This window comes from Trueperaceae bacterium (genome assembly GCA_023954415.1).
In the GTDB taxonomy this organism is placed as follows: Bacteria; Deinococcota; Deinococci; order Deinococcales; family Trueperaceae; genus JAAYYF01.
On record JAMLIB010000001.1, the window covers coordinates 54,116 to 75,000 of the forward strand.

The window sequence follows — 20,885 nt, forward strand, 5'->3', positions numbered from 1 at the left end:
CGCCGAAAGGAACCGCTCGTGCCAACTGAAGTGAAGCTGCCCGACATCGGCGAAGGTATCGAGAAGGGCACCGTCGTCGGCGTCCTCGTGAAGGTCGGCGACACGGTCGCGAAGGACCAGCCGCTCGTCGAGCTGGAGACCGACAAGGCCGTCGTGGAGATCCCCTCGTCGGCCAGCGGTGTCGTGAGCAAGATCAACGTCAGCGAGAACCAGGAAGCGCGGGTAGGCTCCGTGCTCGTCGTCGTCGACGAGGAGGCCTCCGCGCAGGCCGTGAGCCCGGCGCCGGTCGCGCCGGCCACCGCCCCTGCCGCCCCAGCCACCACGTCGAGCGCGGAACCGGCCCCCGTTACACCTGCCTCCCGGCCCCCCGCGCAAGAAGCCCCGGCCCCAGAACAGGCCGACCCGGCCGCGAAGCCGGCCGCCGCGCCGGCGCACGAGACCGGCGGGACGGTGCCGGCGGCGCCGTCCGTCAGGCGGCTCGCCCGGGAGCTCGGGGTCGACATCCGCGCCGTGCCAGGCAGCGGCGTCCTCGGCCGCATCTCGGCCGCCGACGTGCGCGCGTACGCGGACGGCGGCGCCGTAGCGCCGACCGTCGCGGGCGCCGAGGCCGCCTCCCCGGCGGCTGCGCCCGCCGCGGTGCAGCCGGTCGCGCTGCCCGACTTCTCGCGCTGGGGCGAGACGGAGCGCTCGCCCATGAGCGGCGTGCGCAAGGCCACCGTGCGGTCGATGACTAACGCCTGGTCGAGCGTGCCGATGGTCACCCAGTTCGACAAGGCCGACATCACGGAGCTGGAGGTCGTCCGCAAGCGCTACCAGCCGAAGGCCGAGGCCCTCGGCGCGAAGCTGACCCCCACCGCCATCCTGCTCAAGGTCGTGGCCGGCGCCCTCAGGCGCTTCCCGGACTTCAACGCCAGCATCGACGTCGCCGCGCAGGAGGTCGTCCACAAGCGCTACGTGAACGTCGGGGTGGCCGTCGACACGGACGCGGGCCTCCTCGTGCCGGTCGTGAAGAACGCCGATCGCAAGAACATGCTCGAGCTGGCCGTCGAACTCGGCGAGCTGGCCGTCAAGGCGCGGAACCGCAAGCTCTCGCCGGACGAGATGCAGGGCGGCAACTTCTCCATCTCGAACCTCGGCGGCATCGGCGGGTACGGCTTCACGCCGATCGTCAACCCGCCGGACGTGGCCATCCTCGGCGTCTCGCGCTCGAGCATGGAGCCCGTATGGAACGCCGCCACCGGCGAGTTCGAGCCGCGCCTCATGCTGCCCATGTCGCTCACCTACGATCACCGGCTCATCGATGGCGCCGCCGCCGCCCGGTTCCTGCGCTGGGTCTGCACCGCACTCGAGGACCCGTTCCTCATCGCGCTGGAGGGCTGACCCGGCCGTACGAAGAGCTTCACCCGGCTCTCACGACCTCGCGTGATACCATGCCCCGGTATGCGGGCCGTTGCTAGCGTCTCCAACGGTGTCTCGCCGGCCCCGAACGGGGTAGAGCTGCGCGCGAGCGGCCTAGTGAAGCGCTACGGCAGGCGTAGGGTCGTCGACGGGGTCGACCTGGTGCTCAGGCGGGGCGAGATCGTCGCGCTTCTCGGCCCCAACGGCGCGGGGAAGACGACGAGCTTCTACATGGTCGTCGGCTTCGTGCGCCCCAACTCGGGCCGCATAACGTTGGGCGGCCGGGACATAACGGCTTGGCCCATGCACGAGCGCGCGCGGATCGGCCTCGGCTACCTGGCGCAAGAACCGAGCGCCTTCCGGCGCCTGAGCGTCCTCGACAACCTCCTAGCCATCCTCGAGTTCCAGGGCCTCGGTCGCGCCGAGCAAGAGGAGCGCGCCAAGGCGCTCCTAGAGGAGTTCCATATCGCCCACCTGGCCAGGAGCCGGGCCGACACGCTGTCGGGCGGCGAGCGCAGGCGCCTGGAGATCGCCAGGAGCCTGACCGTCGACCCCGACTTCCTGCTGCTCGACGAGCCGTTCACCGGCGTGGACCCCAAGTCCATCAGGGAGATCCAGACCATAGTCCGAGACCTGCGCGACAGGCGTGGGCTCGGCGTGCTCCTCACCGACCACAGCGTGAGGGAGACCCTCGCCATCGCCGATCGCGTCGTGCTGATGTTCGACGGCCGCGTCCGCTTCGACGGCACACCAGCGGACTTCGCCGCCGACCCGGACGTCCGCACGTACTATCTCGGTAATGAGTTCCAGCTCTGACCGCGGCGTAAGGGGCGATGAGCCCGGCGCGCGCGGGGCCAAGGCATGACCCTCGTAGCCCTGCTCGTCCTCCTGCTCGTCCTCCTGGCAGGCGTCATCGCCTACCTGGGCGACCGCCTCGGCACGTACGTCGGCAGGCGGCGTCTCAGCCTCTTCGGCACGCGGCCGCGCACGACGGGCCAACTCGTCGGCGTCCTGTCCGGCATCCTGATCATGCTCACGACCATCGGCGTGCTCGCGCTGGCGTTCCAGAACGCCACGCGTACGATCCTCAACGTGCAGCGCACGTTGGACGAGCTCAACCAGCTCAGGGCCCAGCAGCGCGTGCTCAACCAGAACGTGGCCGACGCCAACCAGCAGCTTGCCGAGGTGGAGAGCCAACTCGAGGAGGCGCAGCGGACCATCGCGACCGCCGAGGCGCAGCGCGACGCCGCGCAAGAGGCGCGCGACACCGCCATGCAGGAGCGCGACGCCCTCCAGACGCAGCGCGACGACCTGGCGAGCCAGGTGGCCGACGCCGAGCAGCGCGTGGTGAACGCGGATGCGGAGGTCAAGGCCGCCGAGGAGCGGCTGCGCGACACGCAGATCGAGCTGGACGACGCCACCGCGGCCCTCGGCGACGCCAGGGCGGACCGCGACAGGGCCATGTCGGAGGCCGACGAGGCGCGCGCGGCCGCGGCGCAGGCTCAGGAGGAGACGGCGACGTTGGAACTCGGCCTGGCGGATGCCAGGTCGCAGTTGGCGGACGCCAACACCGAGCTCACACGCCTGCAGGACGACCTCGTCGACGTCGAGTTGCGCCTGGCCACGGCCGAGCAGCAGGTCAGGAGCGCTCAACAGGACCTCGAAGCCGCGCGCGTGGCGCGCGACGCCGCGTTGGCCGACCGTGACGCCGCTCTCGCCGATCGCGAGGCCGCCGTCGCCGATCGTGACGCCGCGAACCTGGAGCGCGACGCCGCCCTCGCCCAGGCGGCTGACCTCTCGGACAGGCTAGTAGACCTGAACGCCGAGGTCGGGGCGCTCGAGGCGAGCGCGGAGGAGCTCCGCAAGCAGGCCCAGGCCCTGCGCGACGAGAACACGAACCTGAACTCCGCGAACGAGCTCCTGGCGAGCGAGAACACGCGGATCCAGCAGCAGAACAACTCGCTCGCCGAGCTGAACCTCAGCCTCGAGAACCAGATCAGGGAGCGCAACGCTACCGTCCAGGACCTGCAATCCACGGTGGACGGGCTCCTGCGCGACGTCGAGAGCCAGGCGCGCGATCTGGCGGAGCTGCAGCAGCAGTACGAGCGCTTCGAGGGCGGCGAGGTCTACTTCGTCAAGGACCAGCTCATCTACTCCGGCGCCATCTACGCGCAGGAGCCGGCCGCCATCCGCGAGGAGCTGGCCGCCTTCATCAACGACGCCACGGCTTTCGTCGCGAGGCGCGGCGTGGAGCGCGTGCGGGTCACCACGGAGCAGTTCAACGTCCTGGTCGACGAGATCGGGCAGACTTCCGGCCCGGACCTCGTGCGCCTGATCTCGCCGAGCAACCAGATCAGCTCGACCATCGACGTGCTCGTCGAAGCCATAGAGAACACCGAGCTGTACGCCAAGGGGCAGCTGGTCGTGAGCCACGGCCTCCACCTCGGCTCGCCCGAACTGCCGGCCAGCCAGGGGGAGATACGTACGGCCATCGCGCAACTGAAGGCCGACGCGGTGCGCGAGCTGCGCCGCGCCGGCCTCGACGACGGCCAACTCCCCGACTTCGGGCCAGTCACGGAAGAGATGTTCACGAACTTGCTGTTGCGCCTGGTGGGGCCGGTCACGATCGGTTTCGTGGCGACAGAAGAAGTGTGGCGCGCCGGCCCCGCCAATCTCGAACTGATGATCCTTTACTGAACCTGTACGGTCCGAGCCTCAGGCTCAGCGCTTCTTGAGCTCGTCGCGGATCTCGGTGAGGAGCTTGACCTCGGCGCTCGGCTCGGCCGGGGCGGCGGGCGCAGCGGGCTTCTCGAACGCCTTCTTGGCCTGGTTGAAGGCCTTCACGATGAAGAAGAGCACGATGGCGATGAGCAAGAAGTTGATGACGGTGTTCAGGAAGGCGCCGTACTGGAGGACCGGGGCGCCGGCCGCTACGGCGTCGGCGACGCTGGCGTACTGGTCGCGGTCCTTCATGATGATGCCCAAGTTGCTGAAGTCGGCACCGCCGAGGATCAGGCCGATGACCGGCATGATGACCTGGTTCACCAGCGACGTCGTGATCGCACCGAAGGCGCCGCCGATGATGACGGCGACGGCCAGGTCGAGGACATTGCCCCGGTTGATGAAATCGCGGAACTCCTTGATCATGCAGCCTCCTGGGAACTTCCGGACGAGTCTACCGGTCGCGCGCTATGAGGGTGCGGGATTACGTAAGCTTGAGAGGTGAGCGAGCCGGAGAGAAGGACGACCATCCTCGTCGCGGACGACGCAGAAGGCCAGCGGCTGGTCCTCGAGATGCTCCTGTCGGTCGACGGGTACGAGGTCGTCAAGGTCGAGGACGGTAGGGAAGCCCTCGAGTACCTGAAGGACAACACGCCCGACCTGGCCATCCTCGACGTGAAGATGCCCAACCTTGGCGGCCTGGAGGTCTGCCACAGGATGAAGCGGATCCCGCGCCTCAAGGACGTCCCTGTGCTCGTCCTGACGGCGATGCGCGACGAGGAGACCTTGACGCACGCGCGCATGGCGCACGCCGACGCCGTCATCTTCAAGCCGCTCGAGGGGAAGGACTTCCGCGAGGCGGTGCGTAGCCTGCTAGCCGGCGCTTCCCCGCCGCTGCCTTGATGCCTCGAAGAGGAGCAGCGCCCCCGTAACGGAGACGTTGAGGCTATCCGCCGCCGTGCTTCGCATGGGCACCTGGACCTGCTCGTCAGCGTGCTCGAGCCACCAGTCCGACAGGCCATCGTGCTCACGCCCGAGGAGGATGGCCACCCCCGCCGTCAGGTCGCAGTCCCATACGGTGGTCGTCGCGGCCGGGCTGGTGGCTACCAGGTGGAGCCCTGCCGCTCGGACGGCGGACAGTACCTCCTCGCGCGTGCCGACCCCGACGGACAAGGTGAAGGAGCTGCCCATGGCGGCCCTGATCAAGTTGGGGTTCTCGAGGTCGGCACCGGTGGCGCTGCCGGCAGCGCCACCGGGCCCGTCCTGGTCGGGGCACATGAACACGGCGTCGGCGCCGAAGGCGTCGGCGCTGCGCAGCAGGGCTCCGACGTTGCCCGGCTTCTCGAGCCCGGCGAGCACGAGTACGAGCGCGCCGGACGGCAGGCGCACCTGCGCGGGCGGCGTTCTGCGCGTGCGGACGACGAGCAGGACGCCGTCCGGGTTCTCGCGCATGCTCACGCGCTTGAACGCGCTCGCGCTGGCGGTGCAGAACGCCGCGCCCACCGCCTCCGCGCGTGCCTGCCACGCCTCGACGCTCGACCCGCCCGGCAGGAGCGACGGGGCCACGAGCACCTGCGCCGCGTCCACCCGCGCGTCGAGCGCGCGCGCCGCCTCCCGCCGGCCCTCCACGAGGTAGGTGCCGCTGCGTTCACGCGCGCGCCTGTCCTTCAGTGCGGCGAGCTCCTTGACGAGGGGGTTGGCGGCGCTCTCCACGTGTCTAGGGGCCATTCGGGCATCATAGCGGGGCCTTGGGTATACACTCCCGCATGCCCACGATCGAGCCACTCATCTCGGGCGAGGAGCTGGTAGCCGCGCTCGAGGCCGCTGACCCGCGCCTTCGCGTAGTTGACGCCCGCTTCGAGCTCTCGGACCCCGCCTTCGGCAAGGCCGCCTACGCCGCCGGTCACGTCCCGGGAGCGGTCCACCTCGACCTCGACCTCGACCTCTCCGGCCCCAAGGGCGTCCACGGCGGCCGGCACCCGCTCCCCGACCTCGGCGAGCTGGCCGACAAGCTCGGCGCGCTCGGCATCGGAGACGAGCACTCCGTCGTCGTGTACGACCACGCCGGTGGCATGTACGCCGGTCGGGCGGTGTGGCTGCTGCGCTTCGCCGGGCACGACGACGTTCGGCTCCTCGACGGGGGGCTCGACGCGTACGTGGCGGCCGGCGGCCGGTTGACGACCGCGCAGCCCGAGCACGCGCGCGCTACGTTCAGCGTCGAGCCGCGGCCGGAGATGGTCGTCGACGCCGAGGACGTGGCCGCCGCCATCGGCAGCGACGACGTGGTGGTGCTCGACGCTCGGGCCCCCGAGCGGTACCGGGGCGACGCGGAGCCGCTCGACCCCAAGGCCGGTCACATCCCCGGCGCCCTCAACCGCTTCTTCGCGGCCAACCTGCGAGACGGGCGCTTCTTCACCGCGGCGGAGCTCCGCGAGCGCCTCGACCTGCCGGCGGGCGTCGCGGACGGCTCCAAGACGGTGATCGCCTACTGCGGCTCGGGGGTGACCGGCGCCCACCTCGTGCTGGCGTTGGAGCTCGCCGGTTACCCCGGAGCGAAGCTGTACGCGGGCTCGTGGAGCGACTGGTCGTCGCGCGATCTGCCGGTCGCCGTGGGCGAGGAAGGGCCGAGCGCGGGGGGCTGAACGGGCGCTCGAGCGGAGCGCCGCGAGAGGCACGAGCCGGCTCGGGGTCCCCTCTCATGTGATGTAGGTCCCCTAACGGTGATTATCATGAGGGGAAGCATGGAGAGCGTACACGGCCCACCAACTCTGACGCTCGGCGAACGCTTGTGGGAAGGGTACTTCCACAACGCGCCGCACGGCATGGTCCTCTTCAAGGCCGTGCGAACCGAGGCGGGTAGGCTCGATGACTTCGAATGGTGCGACCTGAACGAGAGCGCCGCTACGGCGCTGGAGATCGACCCCGTGGCGGTCGTCGGCAGCGCCGCCCGCTCCGTGCGCGAGTCGCCGTTCGACCCCCGGGTGTACCGGCGTCTGGTGACGGCCCACGTGACCAAGCGGGTCCAGGAGTTCGAGCAGGTCTTCCCGACCGCGCCGGCCGCCGGCGCCCAGGACGGCCTCACCCGCGAGGGACGCGAGAACCTCATGTGGTACGCGGTGACGGTCATCCCACTCGACGACCAGTACCTGATCGTGCAGTTCAGGAGCATCACGCACTACAAGTCGGTGCTGCGCCAGGCGGTCGAGCTCCTCAACCGCGATGACCTGACGGGCCTCGCCAACCGTCGCCACCTGAAGACGCGCTTCTGGGTCCTGCGCCGGCGCAGCGTGCCGATGGCCCTCCTGTACTTCGACCTGAACGGCTTCAAGGCCGTCAACGACACGTACGGCCACGAGGTCGGCGACCAGGTGCTCAGCATCATCGGCCAGCGCCTGACCACGAAGGTGCGGCCGGACGAGATGGTGGCGCGCTTGGGCGGCGACGAGTTCGCCGTCCTGCTGGCCGGCGGCGACCTCAGCGCCGTCGACCGCGTGACGGGCCGCCTCATCGAGGTCGTCGAGGAGCCCATCCACCTCGAGCCGGGCACCGTGCGGCTCTCGGCCAGCGTCGGCGCGGCGCTCTACCCCGACGACGCCGAGTCGTTCGAGGCGCTCGTAAGCCGAGCGGACGCCCGCATGTACGAACAGAAGCGCAAGCGCACGCTCCACTGAGGGGCGGCGCCCCTAGTCGAAGTCGCGGCTCAGGAACCACCAGAAGAGGATGGCGCCGAACAGCACGGCGTAGCCCGCCATGACGAGCGCGGAGTGCCCGAGGGTCATCCCCGTTCCGAGTAGGGTGGCGAAGGGACCGCTGCCGCTCAGCTCTCCGCTTACGCCGATCTGGCCGAGCAGCTCGCCGGAAGCCTGCCTGCCCGGGTTGTAGAGGTTGCTCGTGAAGAAGTACTTGGGCAGCGCCTGCCACGTGTTCTGGATGCGCAGCGCCTGGAAGATGGCGTTGATCCGGTTGAGCGGCTGGAGCTGCGCGATGGTGTTGAGCACGGTGTAGAGCGTCTCGATGAGGCTCGGCAGGAACAGGACCATCACGACGCCGAGCACGCCGGAGCGCACGAGCGTGATGAGCAGGAAGGCGAGGAGGACCGGGGCGAGCAGCTGCGCGAGCTGGAGCAGGTAGAGCCCGGCGAGGGGCGGCCAGGCGCCGCTGAAGTCGGTCGGCAGGAACGTCGTGCCGACGGCGCCGAACAGGAAGCCGAAGACGGCGGCGCCGAGCATGAGGGCCGCGAGCGCGCCCATCGTGACGACGATCTTGCCGGCCAGCACGGCCCAGCGCTTGGGTTGTACGACCAGGACGGTCTTCCACATGTTCTGCGAGCGCTCGTCGCCGATCAGTAGGGCGGCGAGTAGCGTGACGGCCACGATGTACAGCGTCGGGCTCGTGAACGCGGGGGCGGAGAGCGCGAGGCGCGCGATGCCGATCGGCGAGGCGAAGAACTGGAGCCCCTGGTCGACCGTGCCGCCGTCGTTGGCGAACGAGCCGGCCAGGTTCACGTGCACGACGCGCGCCACGATCAGGACGAGCGCCGGGAGCAGGACCCAGTAGAGGGCGGCGAGCACGTAGAGGCGCCGCTTGCGAAGGACCTTGAACGTCTCGGCCCTGATTACGTCGAGCAGTGCGCTCACGCTGGCCTCCCTTGGCCGTTGACGAGCTTGAGGTAGGCGGCCTCGAGGTCGTCGCCGTGCACGCTGGCGGCGAGCACCCTGACACCCTGGGCAACCAGGTCGCTTACCAGGCCCTCGGAGCGGTCGCGGGCGACCAGCACATCGGCGCCGTCCGAGCCGTTCGGCGTGTAGCCAAGGCCGAGCCGCTCCAGGGCGGCGACGAGCGCCGCCCGGTCGGCGGCCCGCACGGTGTAGCGCACTTGCTGCTCCCCCATCCTGGCCAGCAGGTCCGTCAGCCTGCCGTCGAACCTCAGGACGCCCTTGTCGATCGCGAGCACGCGGTCGACGAACTTCTCGACCTCGGCGAGGATGTGGCTCGAGACCAGGACGGTGGTGCCTTCGGCCGCCACCTCCTTGAGGGACTCGCGGAACTCGGCGATGCCCGTCGGGTCGAGCCCGTTGGTCGGCTCGTCGAGGAGCAGGACCTGGGGGCGCCAGAGGAGCGCACGGGCGAGCGCCAGGCGTTGGCGCATGCCCTGCGAGTAGGCCTTGACCTTCTTGGAGGCGGCGTCCTGCATGCGGACGAAGGCGAGCGCCTCGTCGACACGCCCATCGGGCACGTCGCCGTGCAGCAAGGCGGCATGGCGCAGGTTGGCGCGCCCCGACAGGTACGGGTAGAAGGTCGGCTCCTCGATCATGGTGCCGACGCGCCGCAGCGTGGTGCCCGGCACCTCGGCACCGAGGACCTGGCAGGTGCCGGAGGTCGGTTTGACCAGCCCGGCGAGCATGCGCAGGGTGGTCGTCTTGCCGGCGCCGTTCGGGCCGAGGAAGCCGACGATCTCGCCCTGGGCGATGTCGAAGCTCAGTTCCGACACGGCGGCGACCGCCCCGTACCGTTTCGTGAGGCCGGTGGCCGTGATCGCGCTCATTCCGCTCTCTCCGCTCTCGTCATCAGGCTGCTTATCGCGTCCCGCGGGTCCTTCGCCTCGAACACCACGCTATAGACCTCGCGGCTGATCGGGAGCTCGACGCCGCTCCCAAGGATGGCGCCGTGGAGCGCCTTGACCGTCGGGACGCCCTCGGCGGTCAGGCCGCTCGCCTCGATCTCGGCGAGCGTGGCCCCATCGGCCAGGAGCACCCCGACCTTGTGGTTGCGAGACTCCGAGCTCGAGCAGGTGGCCACCAGGTCGCCGACCCCGGCCAGGCCGTAGAAGGTAGCTACCTGACCGCCCATCGCGGTCCCGAAACGCACGATCTCGGCCAGGCCGCGGGTGATGATGGAGGCCTTCGTGTTGTTGCCGAGCCCGAGCCCGTCGCTGACGCCGCAGGCGAGGGCGATGACGTTCTTGAGGGCGCCGGCGATCTCGACGCCTACCATGTCGACGCTCGTGTAGGCCCTGAACGTGCTCTGCTGCAGCAACTGCTGGACGCGCTTGGCGAGATGGGCGTCCGGGCTCGCCACGGTCGTGGCCGCCGGCTTGTCGGCCGCGATCTCCGTCGCCAGGTTCGGCCCGGAGACGACGGCGAGCGGCACGGCGGGCAGGTACTCGGCCACCACCTGCGAGAGGCGCTTGAAGGTCGCGACCTCGAGGCCCTTCGAGCAGCTCACGAGCGCGGGGGGCGCGCCGACTCGAACGAGGCTCTCGCTCACCTGCCTGAACGCCTTGGAGGGCACCGCCATGAAGGCGAGGACGCAGCCGCGCACGGCGGCTGCCAGGTCGGCGGTGGCGCGCACGCCGGGCGGGAGGGCGAGGCCGGGCACGTACTGATCGTTCCGGTGGTCGGAGTTGATGGCGTCGGCGAGTTGCTCCCGATGCGACCACAGCCTCACCTCGTGGCCGTTGCGGGCGAGGAGCGAGGCGACGACGGTGCCCCAGGCGCCCGCGCCGAGTACGGCCAGCGGGCCGCTGGGTTGGAGCCGCGGTGATGCAGCGCACGTCATGCCGTAAGCGTACCAGGTGGTGGTATCTTGACCTTTGGCGTCGCAAGCGGCTGCCTGCCGGGCGGCGCGATGCCTCGGAGGAACCATGCCCATTTACCTCTATCGGGACCTCGATACCGGTGAGACGTTCGAGTACGACCAACGGATCACCGACGCCCCGCTCTCCGTCCACCCTGAGACGGGCGCGGCCGTGAAGCGCTTGATCCAACCTGTCGGGATCGCGTTCAAGGGCTCCGGGTTCTACGTCAACGACATCAGGAAGCCCGCGTCCGGCAAGCCGGAGGCGAAGCCCGCCGGCGGCTCGGAGGGCGCCGCGAGCAAGGCGGGCGAAGGTAAGTCGAACGAGAGCAAGCCCACGGAGAGCAAGCCCACGGAGGGCAAGCCCACGGCGTCGGGCTCCGGCGGCTCAGGCTCCGCGCCCGTGCCGGCGGCGAGCGGCGGCTCCAGCTCGAGCTGACGCCGGGCCGTACCAACGCTGAACGCTCGGGCGGCGACCGTTGCCAACCGCGCGCTCACTCGCCGATGAAACGCACCTCGAACAGGACAGGCCACAGCTTCCCGGTCACCAGGAAGGTGCCGCTGGCCTCGTCGTAGGCGATGCCGTTGAGGACGGCGTCGCGGTCCGTGACGCCCGCCACGCGCCTGAGCTCGGACGCGTCGATTACCGCCGTGACCTTCCCGGACTTCGGGTCGATCCTGACGATCTCGTCGGTCGTCCAGACGTTGGCGTACACGGAGCCGGCCACGCATTCCAGCTCGTTCAGCATGGGCAACGCCTTGCCGTCGCGGCTCACGTCGACGCTCCCCTCGACCTCGAACGTGACGGGGTCGCGCTTGGTCAGCTTCGCGCTGCCGTCGCTCATCCATAGGGCGGCGCCGTCGAAACAGAGGCCCCAGCCCTCGCCCGCGTAGCGCTGCGTTCCCGTCGGCTCGAAGGTGTTCGCGTCGTAGCGCAGGAGCACGCCGTTCTGCCACGTGAGTTGGAGCAGCTCGTCGCCGACGAGTTCCAGGCCCTCGCCGAACACGTTGGGGGCGAGGTCGCGCTTGCGCAGCACCGTGCCGTCAAGCCTCACCTCGCGCAGGCTCGAGTGCCCCAGGAGGCCGGTGCTCTCGTACAGGGTCCCTTCGTGCCACACGAGGCCCTGCGTGAACGCCTGCGGGTCGTGCGCGTGCTGGGCGACGATCTCCACCCCAAGGCGTTCGGCGCCCTGGCCGCGGCAGCCGGCGGCCAGCAGCGCCAGCGCGACCGCTGCCAGGACGGGGGTGGGCCAGGGCCTCATTGACCGACCTCGCCTGGAGCGAGGAGGGGAGAGACGGCCCGCCAGACGGCCTCGGTGACCACCGCCTCGGCGGCCTCCGCGTCGATGCGCACCCAGCGCCGCCCGCCGTCGGCATCCGCCTGCGCGACGAAGCCCGAACGCACGCGGCGATGGAAGGCCAGGCCCGCCGCCTCGAGCCGGTCGTGCGCGGCCCGCCCTGAAGCCCTGGCCAGTCCGGCGGCAGGGTCGATGTCGAGCAGGACGGTCAGGTCGGCCTCCAAGCCGCCCGTGACGCGCGCGTTGAGCTCGGCGACGAACCCGAGGTCGAGCCCGCGGCCGTACCCCTGGTAGGCGACGGAGGCGGCCGTGAAGCGGTCGCAGACGACGTCGCGCCCCGCGGCCAGAGCCGGCGCTATGACGTCGGCGACGTGCTGGGCCCGGGCGGCGGAGTAGAGGAGGAACTCGGGTAACGGGTCGACACGCAACGTCGGGTCGAGCACGACCCGCCTGATCGCCTCGCCCGCCGGCGTGCCGCCGGGCTCGCGCGTGAACAGGGTGTCGTACCCGGCCGCGATCAGGCGTGCGGAGAGGGCCGCTAGCTGCGTCGACTTGCCGGCCCCCTCGGGGCCCTCGAAGACCACGAGGTGCCCGCGCCCCTCCCTTCGGGCGGCCATCTAGAGGCCCGTCGGCAGGAGGACGAACTCGGTGGCGAGGCCGAACCGCTCCTCCAACTGGCGCGCCAGGAGGCTAACGCCGACCGTCTCGGTCATGTAGTGGCCACCGAACAAACCGTTAATGCCGCGCTCGAACGCGTGATAGAAGACCTCGTGCCGCGGCTCGCCGGTCAGGAAGGCGTCGAGGCCCTCCTGGGCCGCCGTGACGAGGTCCCAAGTCGCGCCACCCGAGATGATGCCGAGGCTCGTCACGGGGTCCGGGCCGCCCGCATGCACGAGGACCTGCTCGCCCAGGCGCGCCTCGATCTGGTCCGCGAGCTCCCTCAGTGGTTTGGGGGCGGGGAACTCACCCTTGACGCCGATGCTCACGCCCTTGTAGACCCCGAACGGCTCGAGTGCGACCATCCCGAGGGCACTGGCGAGCCCCCAGTTGTTGCCGACCTCGCGGTGCGCGTCGAGTGGCAGGTGGCTGGCGTAGAGGTTCAGGTCGTGGTCCAGCAGGAACTGCACCCGGGCGCGGTGCATGCCGGTGACGGCCTCCGGCCGGCCCCAGAAGAGCCCGTGGTGGACGATGAGCATGTCCGCGCCGTTGGCGGCGGCCTGCTGGAACGTGTTGAGGGAGGCGTCGACCGCCACGGCTACCTTGGTGACCTCGGAGGCGCCCTCGACTTGGAGCCCGTTCAAGCTAGAGTCGGCGGCAGCGAAGGCCTTGACGTCGAGGTAGTCGTCGAGCCAGGCAACTAGTTCGTCACGCTTCATGGTCCAAGCGTAACGCTTGGCGGGCTGGAGCCGGCGGTCGGCGGTGTGATGGCGCCCCAGCCTCGCGCAGTTGGGGTACATCCACCTTCTCGAACGCTTGGCGGGTCATCGGTTTGTCGCCTGGGCGCCCATGTGCCTAGTCAAGCCCGAAAGTGTCCACAAGTTCCTGATGGGTTGGCCCCGGGTGCTCACGTGATAGATCAGTGATTCCTTAGTGCTGGACACCGTCAAGGAGCTGGAGCGCCGCGTGCGTGGCCTCTGGCGGGAGCTCGAACAGTTGCTTGAGGGCCGGGCAGGTACCTCGTAACGGAGATCGCTCCAGGGCCGCTCCGAAAGAGCAGGTCGTAGGTCGCCTCGGGCTACGAGTCTGCCACGTCCACCGCCAGTAGCTCACGCTGCCCGTCCTCCCTGACGCCCGTGACGATCAGCACGCCTTGGCTCACCACCCGCCCGTCAACGCGCACGCGCTCGTAGCTAGCCTGCGTCCACCATCAAGTACGGGAACGCAAGAGCATCCAGACGCCGCTCCCGCCACCCCGCCAACCGTAACGTCGGGCATTGGTACGAGGGCCAACCGCTGATCTTCTCGCCCAGTGAGCGCGGGCTCGTTCCGCTCCCAAAGTGCTGGGTGATCGAACGCACGAACGCCTGGTACGCCCGTCTCAGACGCATCCGCAAGGATCACGACCGTGACCTTGCGGTCTCGCAAGCGCGGGCCTGGCTCCGCTGACGGGCGTAGCCTACTCAGGCGCGTCGCAGCGGAGGTCCCCCACGGCGCTTAGATGGTGAACGTCCGCTAAGAACGGGGTCCACCGCTTGCTGCCACCGTTCCGGCGCGTAGGCGGTCACCCGGGTGTGCGGCATGAGGCCCTGGCGGCCCAGCACGAAGCGGTGCGGACCACCCACGCTCACCCTGCCGCAACCACCGCCTCCACCCACGCCTCCTCCCCGCCCAAGAGCTCGGCCGCCATGTCGGTGAGGAAACGGATCACGGCCTCGCGTTCGGTGGGGCTGAGCCGGGCCGCGGCGAGGAAGCGGCGGGCGTGCTGGCGGCCAACGGTGTTCATGGCGGCTTCGCGGGTGGCGGGCGCGATGCTGATGGAGAGGGCGCGGCGGTCAGTGGGGTGTGGCGCGCGCGAGACGTGCCCTGCCTGCTCCAAGCGGTCGAGGAGCTTGGTGGTCGAGGCGCTTGAGATGCCAAGGTGGGTGGCGATGCCACCGGCGGTGGCGATGACGCCTTGGTTGGCACAGACGATCAGGTAGTGCAGCGCGCGCATGTCGGTGTCGTTCAGCCTCATGTACTTCAGGGACGCCTCTGACAGGTGCCGTTCGGCGTCCCGTAACCTACCGAGAGCGGCCATCACTCGGTTGATCTGGCCGACGTCTTGGTCGCCGAGCACGGTCCGGTCGATGAGTCTGCCGCCCGGGTCGTTGGCCTCCAGGCCGTACAAGTCGGCTGGGGCTAGCTCCTGAGTGCTCGCTAACTCGTCCATGCCCACATGCTACGTCAAACTGCTAGCGTGCTAGGCTTGCTGCTAGCTTAGCTAGCAATAGCTAGTGCAAGTGAGGTGCGAAACGGCCGAGCCGCCACCTGCACCCTCGCTAAGCTCGCGTTCGCCACTGGAGGCATTCACCATGAAACAGCGCTCAGCCACAGGTCCTCAAGGCTCTCCAACGACTACCACTGCGGCGCGACCCAAGCGGTGGGTGAGGGCCATGCTGCCGGCCGCCCTGGTCTTGACGTGGCTGGTCGGCGCCGGCATCGGTGGGCCGTACTTCGGGCGCGTGAGCGAGGTCTCGTCCAACGACCAGACGAGTTACCTCCCCGACTCGGCGGACGCCACCAAGGTGCAGCGCCTGCTCGGTGCCTTCAACGGCTCGGAGGCCATGCCTGCGGTTCTCGTGTTCGCGGCGGACACTACACTCAGCGAAGCGCAACTGACCACCATCCGCGACGGCCTGGAAAAGCTGCCGACGGTCGCAGGGGTGGTCGCGGTGTCGCCCGCGATCCCATCGCAGGACGGCCTGGCGGCGCAGGCGTTCGCGACGGTCAGGCCCGGAACTGGCATCACGGACACCGTCGACGCGATCGGGGCGCAGCTGCGCGCCTCGGCCCCGGCTGGCGTGACGGTCTACGTGACCGGCCCGGCGGGCTTCATCGCGGACCTCGTCGCGGGTTTCGCGGGCATCGACGGGCTCCTCCTCGTCGTGGCGCTCATCGCGGTCTTCGTCATCCTCATCCTCGTCTACCGCTCGTTCCTCCTGCCCGTCGCCGTGCTGGCAACCAGCCTGTGTGCGCTGACCGTGGCGCTCCTGAGCGTCTGGTGGCTGGCCAAGTCGGGCGTGCTACTACTCAGCGGCCAGACCCAGGGCATCCTCTTCATCCTCGTCATCGGCGCGGCCACCGACTACTCGCTGCTCTACGTCTCGCGTTACCGGGAGGAGTTGCGCGTCAACCAGGACCGCTGGGTGGCCACCAGGCGCGCGCTGCGCGGCGCTGTCGAGCCCATCGTCGCCTCGGGCTCCACCGTCATCGCGGGCCTCATGTGCCTGCTCCTCAGCGACCTGCGCTCCAACAGCACCTTAGGGCCGGTGGCGTCAGTCGGCATCGTGTTCGCCGTGCTGGCGGCCCTCACGCTGTTGCCGTCCTTGCTGTACTCGTTCGGGCGCACCGCCTTCTGGCCTCGCAGCCCCAAGTACGAGCCCGAGGTCGTGGCCGCCGAACACGGCCTGGCCCTTCACGGGGGCTGGCGGCGGCTGGCGCGCCTGATCGAGACGCGGCCGCGACAGATCTGGCTGCTCACGACCGCGGTGCTGGTCGTACTCGCCCTCGCCGTCACGCAACTGCACGCCGGTGGCGTGCCCCAGTCAGACTTGGTGCTGGGCGCCTCGCAGGCCCGCGACGGTCAGGTGGCCCTCGGCAAGCACTTCCCCGGCGGGTCGGGTAGCCCCGTGCTGGTGGCCGTGCAGGAGGCCCAGCTACAGGCCGCCGCCAACGTGCTGCTCGACCACGCGGGCATAACCGGCGTCAGTGTCAAGACCAGTGCCGCCGCCAGCGGCACGGCGCCAGTGACCGCGGACGGCCCGGCAGCGTTCGGCCCTCCGGGCACCCCGGCCCCGGCGCCGACGGTCGTCGACGGCTTGGTGCTGCTGCAGGGCACCCTCGACAGCGCCGCCGACTCTGACGCGGCCGCGGCCACCGTGCGCGACCTGAGGCGCGAGCTGGCGGCGGCGGCGCCGGGCGCCCTGGTGGGCGGCGTCACGGCGACCGCCATCGACACCAACGACGCCTCCATCCACGACCGCAACCTCATCATCCCGGTCGTGCTGGCCGTCATCCTCGTCATCCTCATGCTCTTGCTGCGCGCCGTGGTGGCCCCCGTGCTGCTGGTGCTAAGCACCATGCTCTCGTTCGGCAGCGCGCTGGGCGTGGCCGCGTTGGTCTTCGACGGCATCTTCCGCTTCCCGGGCGCCGACCCCGCCGTGCCCCTCTACGGCTTCGTGTTCCTCGTGGCGCTCGGCATCGACTACAACATCTTCCTCATGACCCGTGTGCGCGAGGAGGCGCTGGCGCACGGCACCCGCGAGGGGATCGTCAGGGGCCTCGCGGTCACGGGCGGCGTCATCACCTCCGCCGGGTTGGTGCTGGCTGCCACCTTCGCGGCGTTGGGCGTCATACCCGTCTTGTTTCTCGCCCAGATCGCGTTCATCGTGGCGTTCGGGGTGCTGCTCGACACCTTCGTGGTGCGCTCCCTGCTCGTGCCTGCCCTCACGTACGACATCGGCCGCGCCATCTGGTGGCCGTCGGCGTTGGCCAAGGGCCGGGACGCGAAGGGACCTGGTTGAGCACCTCACGGTCGGGCCGACACCGACCAGTACGGGCTTATGCTGCCGCCATGCGGCAAGCGTCGCAGGGCGCCGAAGGACCCAAGGCCGAACCTCGCGTCGGGGACGATCCCGAGGGGGCGCCCGCGCGGCCGCGGCGGGTTTGCGCGCGAGGTTCAACGCCCTTTAGGTGAAGGGGCGCTAGGGAGAGGTGCTACGACCATGACGAACCCAGTCACCAGGCGGGCGGACGCCGAGCGTTTCAGGACGCTCCACCACGGGCAGGGTCCGCTCGTGCTACCGAACGCCTGGGACGCTGCCAGCGCCGCCACCCTCGTGACGGCGGGGTTTGGCGCCATCGCCACTTCCAGCGGGGCCATCTCGCGCTCCCTCGGGTACTCCGACGGCGAGGGCACGCCCCCGGCAGAGGCGTTCGCGGCCACCGCGCGCATCGTCGCGGGAGCGACCGCGGCGCGGGGCCCGGGGCTGGCTCCGGTGCTGGTCACGGCGGACATCGAGACCGGCTACGGCCTGAGCGCAGATGCCCTGGTGGAGCGGTTGGTCAGGGCCGGCGTGGTCGGCTGCAACCTAGAAGACAGCGACCCGCGAACCGGGCAGTTGGTGCCCGCGGAGCAGCAGGTCGAGCGGATCGGTGCCGTCGTGCGCGCCGCGCGAGCGGCCAACACCGGCCTGGTGGTCAACGCCCGCGTCGACGTGCACGTGCGGCAGGACGGGCCGGAGGCGACGCGACTGGAACGGTCCATGGGGCGCGCCCGCCGCTACCTGGCCGCCGGCGCTGACTGCGTGTTCCCCATCATGCTCAGCGAAGACGCCGACATCGGAGCGTACGTGAAGGGCGTGGGAGGCCCCGTCAACGTCATGGCGCGTCCCAGCACCCCGGGTCTGGGGCGGCTGGCCGAGTTGGGCGTGGCGCGCGTGACGTTCGGCAGCGGGCTCCACCGGGCCGCGCTGGCGGCCCTCGCAGGCGCGGCGGAGACCATCAGGCAGGGCTTGGCGCCGTGGGAAGGCTGAGCCGGCGCCCGCCCGACCCCGCACCGCCGTGACCTGGTGCGGGCCGCTGCGTGAGGTAAGCTTGACCAGTCGAGTCAGGATTGCGGCGCGCGCTGCCGGGCCTGGCTCCGGTAACCGATGACCCGGCCCAGCGTGGGCCCGGATAAGGAAGTACGCTCGTATGTCGTCAGCAGGCACGAGGACAACCTCATGAGGGCGCGGCCAGGTTCGGTAACGGCCGCGGCAAGGTCGGCGGCATGCTGAGCCTCAAGGGCGTCAGCAAGAGCTTCCACGCCAAGCCCGCGCCCGTGCATGCGTTGCGGGACGTCGACCTCGACGTGAGCGCCGGCGGCTTCACGGCCATCCTCGGCGCGTCCGGCTGCGGCAAGACGACGCTGCTCCGCGTCGTGGCGGGCTTCGACCGGCCCGACCGGGGCGAGGTCACGCTGGGCGGCAGGGTCCTCACGAGCGGCGCCACCCAGGTGCCGCCAGAGCGGCGCGGCATCGGCATCGTCCCCCAAGAGGGGGCGCTCTTCCCGCACCTCAGCGTCGGGCAGAACGTGGGCTTCGGCCTTGGGGGCTGGGCCCTCTCCGGCCGCACCCGGCGCCAGCGTTCCGAGCGCGTGCGTCAACTCCTCGAACTCGTTGGCCTTCCCGACCACGAGGCTAGGCGCCCGGAGGAACTGTCGGGTGGTCAGCAGCAGCGCGTGGCCCTTGCCAGGGCCCTGGCGCCGTTCCCCGAGGTGGTGCTGCTCGACGAGCCCTTCTCAGCCCTCGACGCCACGCTGCGCGTCGAGTTGCGCGAGGAGGTCCGCGACCTGCTGCGCTCGCTTGGCACCACGGCGGTACTCGTGACCCACGACCAGGAGGAGGCCCTGTCGTTAGCCGACCACGTGGCAGTCATGCGCCAGGGGCGCGTCGTGCAGGCCGACTCGCCGCACGGAGTTTACGCCAGCCCCGCTGATCAGCAGGTCGCCAGCTTCGTTGGCGAGGCCATATTGCTGCCGGCCATGGTGGCCCCGCCCGGCACCGACCCTGTCCACCCGTGCGTGGAGTGCGCCCTCGGCTGCATCGCTGTGCAAGGCGGCGTCGGGGGTTCCATGCTCGGCAAGTGCATGGTCATGCTGCGGCCCGAACAGTTGGAACTGGCCGACGGCGGCGTCAAGGCGCGCGTGATGAGCACCAGCTTCTTCGGCCACGATAGCGTCGTGCGCCTACGGTTGGGCGTCGATGGCTCGGGTGCGCCGGTGCGGGTGCGGCTGCAGGGCCACTCTGTGCCCCGGGTCGGGACCGTCGTGGGCGTGCGCGTCGCCGAAGGGACCCTAGGGCGCGTAACGACGCATGACCACCAAGAACACGCCACCGCCTGAACGGCACGCCCCACCCGTAGCGCTAGTTCCCCGCCCGAGGATCGTTGGGGCGCGGCCGCCCGCGGCCTTGGCGGTGCCGGCCGTGCTGGTGGCGCTGCTGGCCTTGACGCCCGTCGGCTACCTGCTCTTCCGCGGCGGGATCAGCCTGCCACTGCTCCTTCGCGAACTCTCGAGCCCCACCACCGGCATGCTCATCACCAACACCCTGCTGCTGGCGCTGGGCGTGACACTGACCTGCGCCGGTCTCGGGGTGTCGCTGGCGCTGTTGGTGGTGCGCACCGACCTGCCCGCCAGGCCGCTCCTCACGGTGCTCTTCGCGCTGCCGCTCGGGATCCCGTCGTTCGTAGGTTCGTACACCTGGGTAGCGACCTTCTACGAGCTGGCGCCCCGCTCGACGTTCATCTACGGCCTGCCGGGCGCCGTCATCATCCTCAGCCTCGCCATGTACCCGTACATCTACCTGCCCGTGGTGGCCGCCCTCAGGGGGCTCGACCCGGCGCAGGAGGAGGCCGCGCGCTCCCTCGGCACGGGCGCGGCCGTGGCGTTCTTCCGGGTGACCCTCCCGCAACTGCGGACGGCCATCGCGGGCGGTGGGCTGATCGTCGCCCTACACATGTTCGCGGAGTTCGGTGCCCTCGAGCTTCTCAGGTTCCGGACCCTGACCACCGCCATCGTGCAGCGAGTGACCGTCCTGAGCGCGCCAGAGGCCGCCCGGACCCTCTCGTTGGTCCTCGCTCTCGGTTCGCTCGCGCTGCTGGCGCTCGACCTCAAGGTGAGGGGTCGGCCCAGCGCCGCGCGCACGGGCGGCGGCGTGGCGCGCGCCCCGAGCCTGTGGCGCCTGGGACGCAGCCGCTGGCTGTGGCTTGGCGCGTCGGGGTTCCTGCTCGCGCTCGCGCTCGGAGTGCCGCTGTCCGCCATGGGCGGGGGGTTGGTGCGGTTGCTGCTGCGGCCCGACGCTGCCTTCGACTGGGCGCGCCTCATCGGTGCCACGCAGGACACGGCGCAGTACGCGCTTGCCACCGCGCTGGCGGCGAGCATCGCGGCCATCCCCGTGAGCCTTCTCGCGGTCCGTTACCCGGGCCGACTTGCCATGCTGACGGAGCGTTCCACCTGGATCGCTCACTCGCTGCCGGGCGTCATCGTCTCGCTGGCGCTCGTCTACCTGTCCGTCCGGTGGCTCTACCCGATCTACCAGACGAGCGCCCTGCTGGTGATCGGCTACGTCATCCTCTACCTACCCATCGCGGTAGGGGCGCAGCAGGTGGGGTTCGGGCACGCCTCGCCGCAGTTCGACAACGTGGCGCGCTCGC

At 70.3% G+C, this 20,885-nt stretch carries 21 protein-coding genes (1 of these 21 cut by a window edge); 11 read left to right on the forward strand and 10 right to left on the reverse strand.

Features of this window, described 5'->3' with window-relative positions; all coding sequences use genetic code 11:
• Positions 1 to 18 precede the first annotated feature (18 nt).
• From M9914_00275 to M9914_00285, 3 genes are read left to right on the forward strand one after another with little or no spacing between them, the layout of a single operon-like run.
• The gene (locus M9914_00275; GenBank protein ID MCO5172606.1) at positions 19 to 1,380 is read left to right on the forward strand and encodes a 2-oxo acid dehydrogenase subunit E2; all 1,362 of its coding nucleotides are present in this window, start codon (positions 19 to 21) and stop codon (positions 1,378 to 1,380) included.
• A gap of 60 nt (positions 1,381 to 1,440) precedes the next feature.
• On the forward strand, positions 1,441 to 2,214 hold the full coding sequence (gene lptB / locus M9914_00280) for an LPS export ABC transporter ATP-binding protein (protein ID MCO5172607.1): 774 nt from the start codon (positions 1,441 to 1,443) through the stop codon (positions 2,212 to 2,214).
• 45 nt (positions 2,215 to 2,259) lie between these two features.
• Entirely contained in the window at positions 2,260 to 4,095 is a 1,836-nt protein-coding gene (locus M9914_00285; protein ID MCO5172608.1) for a DUF3084 domain-containing protein, read from the forward strand.
• 24 nt (positions 4,096 to 4,119) lie between these two features.
• On the opposite strand, the gene mscL is transcribed toward M9914_00285, so the two are convergent.
• Positions 4,120 to 4,545, reverse strand: coding sequence for a large conductance mechanosensitive channel protein MscL (mscL, locus tag M9914_00290; protein ID MCO5172609.1), 426 nt, complete (start codon positions 4,543 to 4,545; stop codon positions 4,120 to 4,122).
• A gap of 75 nt (positions 4,546 to 4,620) precedes the next feature.
• On the opposite strand from mscL, the gene M9914_00295 reads away from it, so the two are divergent.
• Positions 4,621 to 5,022, forward strand: a complete 402-nt coding sequence (locus M9914_00295; protein ID MCO5172610.1) for a response regulator — start codon at positions 4,621 to 4,623, stop codon at positions 5,020 to 5,022.
• Here the strand turns inward: M9914_00295 and M9914_00300 are convergent.
• Positions 4,993 to 5,847, reverse strand: coding sequence for an RNA methyltransferase (locus M9914_00300; protein MCO5172611.1), 855 nt, complete (start codon positions 5,845 to 5,847; stop codon positions 4,993 to 4,995). The genes M9914_00295 and M9914_00300 overlap by 30 nt on opposite strands.
• A 38-nt stretch (positions 5,848 to 5,885) precedes the next feature.
• Here M9914_00300 and M9914_00305 point away from each other — a divergent pair, with 38 nt between their 5' ends.
• The gene (locus M9914_00305; protein MCO5172612.1) at positions 5,886 to 6,761 is read left to right on the forward strand and encodes a sulfurtransferase; all 876 of its coding nucleotides are present in this window, start codon (positions 5,886 to 5,888) and stop codon (positions 6,759 to 6,761) included.
• 99 nt (positions 6,762 to 6,860) lie between these two features.
• On the forward strand, positions 6,861 to 7,790 hold the full coding sequence (locus tag M9914_00310) for a GGDEF domain-containing protein (protein MCO5172613.1): 930 nt from the start codon (positions 6,861 to 6,863) through the stop codon (positions 7,788 to 7,790).
• 12 nt (positions 7,791 to 7,802) lie between these two features.
• On the opposite strand, the gene M9914_00315 is transcribed toward M9914_00310, so the two are convergent.
• Genes M9914_00315 through M9914_00325 form a run of 3 tightly spaced genes read right to left on the reverse strand, consistent with a single transcriptional unit; the run spans position 7,803 to position 10,677 of the window.
• On the reverse strand, positions 7,803 to 8,756 hold the full coding sequence (locus tag M9914_00315) for an ABC transporter permease (protein MCO5172614.1): 954 nt from the start codon (positions 8,754 to 8,756) through the stop codon (positions 7,803 to 7,805).
• Positions 8,753 to 9,664, reverse strand: coding sequence for an ATP-binding cassette domain-containing protein (locus tag M9914_00320; protein MCO5172615.1), 912 nt, complete (start codon positions 9,662 to 9,664; stop codon positions 8,753 to 8,755). The genes M9914_00315 and M9914_00320 overlap by 4 nt, the downstream gene beginning before the upstream one ends.
• A complete protein-coding gene (locus M9914_00325; protein MCO5172616.1) occupies positions 9,661 to 10,677 on the reverse strand; it encodes an NAD(P)-dependent glycerol-3-phosphate dehydrogenase in 1,017 nt (338 codons plus the stop codon). Before M9914_00325 ends, M9914_00320 begins: the two co-directional genes overlap by 4 nt.
• A gap of 85 nt (positions 10,678 to 10,762) precedes the next feature.
• On the opposite strand from M9914_00325, the gene M9914_00330 reads away from it, so the two are divergent.
• The gene (locus tag M9914_00330) at positions 10,763 to 11,134 is read left to right on the forward strand and encodes a hypothetical protein (GenBank protein ID MCO5172617.1); all 372 of its coding nucleotides are present in this window, start codon (positions 10,763 to 10,765) and stop codon (positions 11,132 to 11,134) included.
• 55 nt (positions 11,135 to 11,189) lie between these two features.
• Here M9914_00330 and M9914_00335 read toward each other — a convergent pair whose 3' ends face one another.
• The 5 genes from M9914_00335 to M9914_00355 form a co-directional block, all read right to left on the reverse strand.
• Positions 11,190 to 11,957, reverse strand: a complete 768-nt coding sequence (locus tag M9914_00335) for a glutaminyl-peptide cyclotransferase (protein MCO5172618.1) — start codon at positions 11,955 to 11,957, stop codon at positions 11,190 to 11,192.
• Entirely contained in the window at positions 11,954 to 12,610 is a 657-nt protein-coding gene (gene tmk / locus M9914_00340; protein ID MCO5172619.1) for a dTMP kinase, read from the reverse strand. The genes M9914_00335 and tmk overlap by 4 nt, the downstream gene beginning before the upstream one ends.
• Positions 12,611 to 13,369, reverse strand: a complete 759-nt coding sequence (locus M9914_00345) for a Nif3-like dinuclear metal center hexameric protein (protein MCO5172620.1) — start codon at positions 13,367 to 13,369, stop codon at positions 12,611 to 12,613.
• Positions 13,370 to 13,728: 359 nt separating this feature from the next.
• Positions 13,729 to 13,833 carry a transposase gene (locus tag M9914_00350; GenBank protein ID MCO5172621.1) on the reverse strand — a complete coding sequence of 35 codons (105 nt, stop codon included), beginning with the start codon at positions 13,831 to 13,833 and terminating at the stop codon, positions 13,729 to 13,731.
• A 444-nt stretch (positions 13,834 to 14,277) separates the two neighbouring features.
• Positions 14,278 to 14,862, reverse strand: coding sequence for a MarR family transcriptional regulator (locus tag M9914_00355; GenBank protein MCO5172622.1), 585 nt, complete (start codon positions 14,860 to 14,862; stop codon positions 14,278 to 14,280).
• Between the two features lie 223 nt (positions 14,863 to 15,085).
• Here M9914_00355 and M9914_00360 point away from each other — a divergent pair, with 223 nt between their 5' ends.
• The 4 genes from M9914_00360 to M9914_00375 form a co-directional block, all read left to right on the forward strand.
• A complete protein-coding gene (locus tag M9914_00360; protein MCO5172623.1) occupies positions 15,086 to 17,215 on the forward strand; it encodes an MMPL family transporter in 2,130 nt (709 codons plus the stop codon).
• Positions 17,216 to 17,416: 201 nt separating this feature from the next.
• Positions 17,417 to 18,226, forward strand: a complete 810-nt coding sequence (locus M9914_00365; GenBank protein MCO5172624.1) for an isocitrate lyase/phosphoenolpyruvate mutase family protein — start codon at positions 17,417 to 17,419, stop codon at positions 18,224 to 18,226.
• Positions 18,227 to 18,462: 236 nt separating this feature from the next.
• Positions 18,463 to 19,575, forward strand: coding sequence for an ABC transporter ATP-binding protein (locus M9914_00370; GenBank protein ID MCO5172625.1), 1,113 nt, complete (start codon positions 18,463 to 18,465; stop codon positions 19,573 to 19,575).
• Positions 19,547 to 20,885, forward strand: partial view of an iron ABC transporter permease gene (locus tag M9914_00375; GenBank protein MCO5172626.1) — the 5' portion only. Its footprint extends 293 nt past the window's final position; the window shows 1,339 of its 1,632 coding nt (coding positions 1-1,339); its start codon is at positions 19,547 to 19,549; the stop codon falls past the right edge of the window. The genes M9914_00370 and M9914_00375 overlap by 29 nt, the downstream gene beginning before the upstream one ends.

Excerpts from the sequence above, each read along its gene's own strand:
- lptB (MCO5172607.1), top strand. The coding sequence starts at position 1,441 with ATGCGGGCCGTTGCTAGCGTCTCCAACGGTGTCTCGCCGGCCCCGAAC.
- M9914_00285 (MCO5172608.1), top strand. The coding sequence starts at position 2,260 with ATGACCCTCGTAGCCCTGCTCGTCCTCCTGCTCGTCCTCCTGGCAGGC.
- mscL (MCO5172609.1), bottom strand. The coding sequence starts at position 4,545 with ATGATCAAGGAGTTCCGCGATTTCATCAACCGGGGCAATGTCCTCGAC.
- M9914_00300 (MCO5172611.1), bottom strand. The coding sequence starts at position 5,847 with ATGGCCCCTAGACACGTGGAGAGCGCCGCCAACCCCCTCGTCAAGGAG.
- M9914_00305 (MCO5172612.1), top strand. The coding sequence starts at position 5,886 with ATGCCCACGATCGAGCCACTCATCTCGGGCGAGGAGCTGGTAGCCGCG.
- M9914_00310 (MCO5172613.1), top strand. The coding sequence starts at position 6,861 with ATGGAGAGCGTACACGGCCCACCAACTCTGACGCTCGGCGAACGCTTG.
- M9914_00320 (MCO5172615.1), bottom strand. The coding sequence starts at position 9,664 with ATGAGCGCGATCACGGCCACCGGCCTCACGAAACGGTACGGGGCGGTC.
- M9914_00325 (MCO5172616.1), bottom strand. The coding sequence starts at position 10,677 with ATGACGTGCGCTGCATCACCGCGGCTCCAACCCAGCGGCCCGCTGGCC.
- M9914_00330 (MCO5172617.1), top strand. The coding sequence starts at position 10,763 with ATGCCCATTTACCTCTATCGGGACCTCGATACCGGTGAGACGTTCGAG.
- M9914_00335 (MCO5172618.1), bottom strand. The coding sequence starts at position 11,957 with ATGAGGCCCTGGCCCACCCCCGTCCTGGCAGCGGTCGCGCTGGCGCTG.
- tmk (MCO5172619.1), bottom strand. The coding sequence starts at position 12,610 with ATGGCCGCCCGAAGGGAGGGGCGCGGGCACCTCGTGGTCTTCGAGGGC.
- M9914_00345 (MCO5172620.1), bottom strand. The coding sequence starts at position 13,369 with ATGAAGCGTGACGAACTAGTTGCCTGGCTCGACGACTACCTCGACGTC.
- M9914_00355 (MCO5172622.1), bottom strand. The coding sequence starts at position 14,862 with ATGGACGAGTTAGCGAGCACTCAGGAGCTAGCCCCAGCCGACTTGTAC.
- M9914_00360 (MCO5172623.1), top strand. The coding sequence starts at position 15,086 with ATGCTGCCGGCCGCCCTGGTCTTGACGTGGCTGGTCGGCGCCGGCATC.
- M9914_00365 (MCO5172624.1), top strand. The coding sequence starts at position 17,417 with ATGACGAACCCAGTCACCAGGCGGGCGGACGCCGAGCGTTTCAGGACG.
- M9914_00370 (MCO5172625.1), top strand. The coding sequence starts at position 18,463 with ATGCTGAGCCTCAAGGGCGTCAGCAAGAGCTTCCACGCCAAGCCCGCG.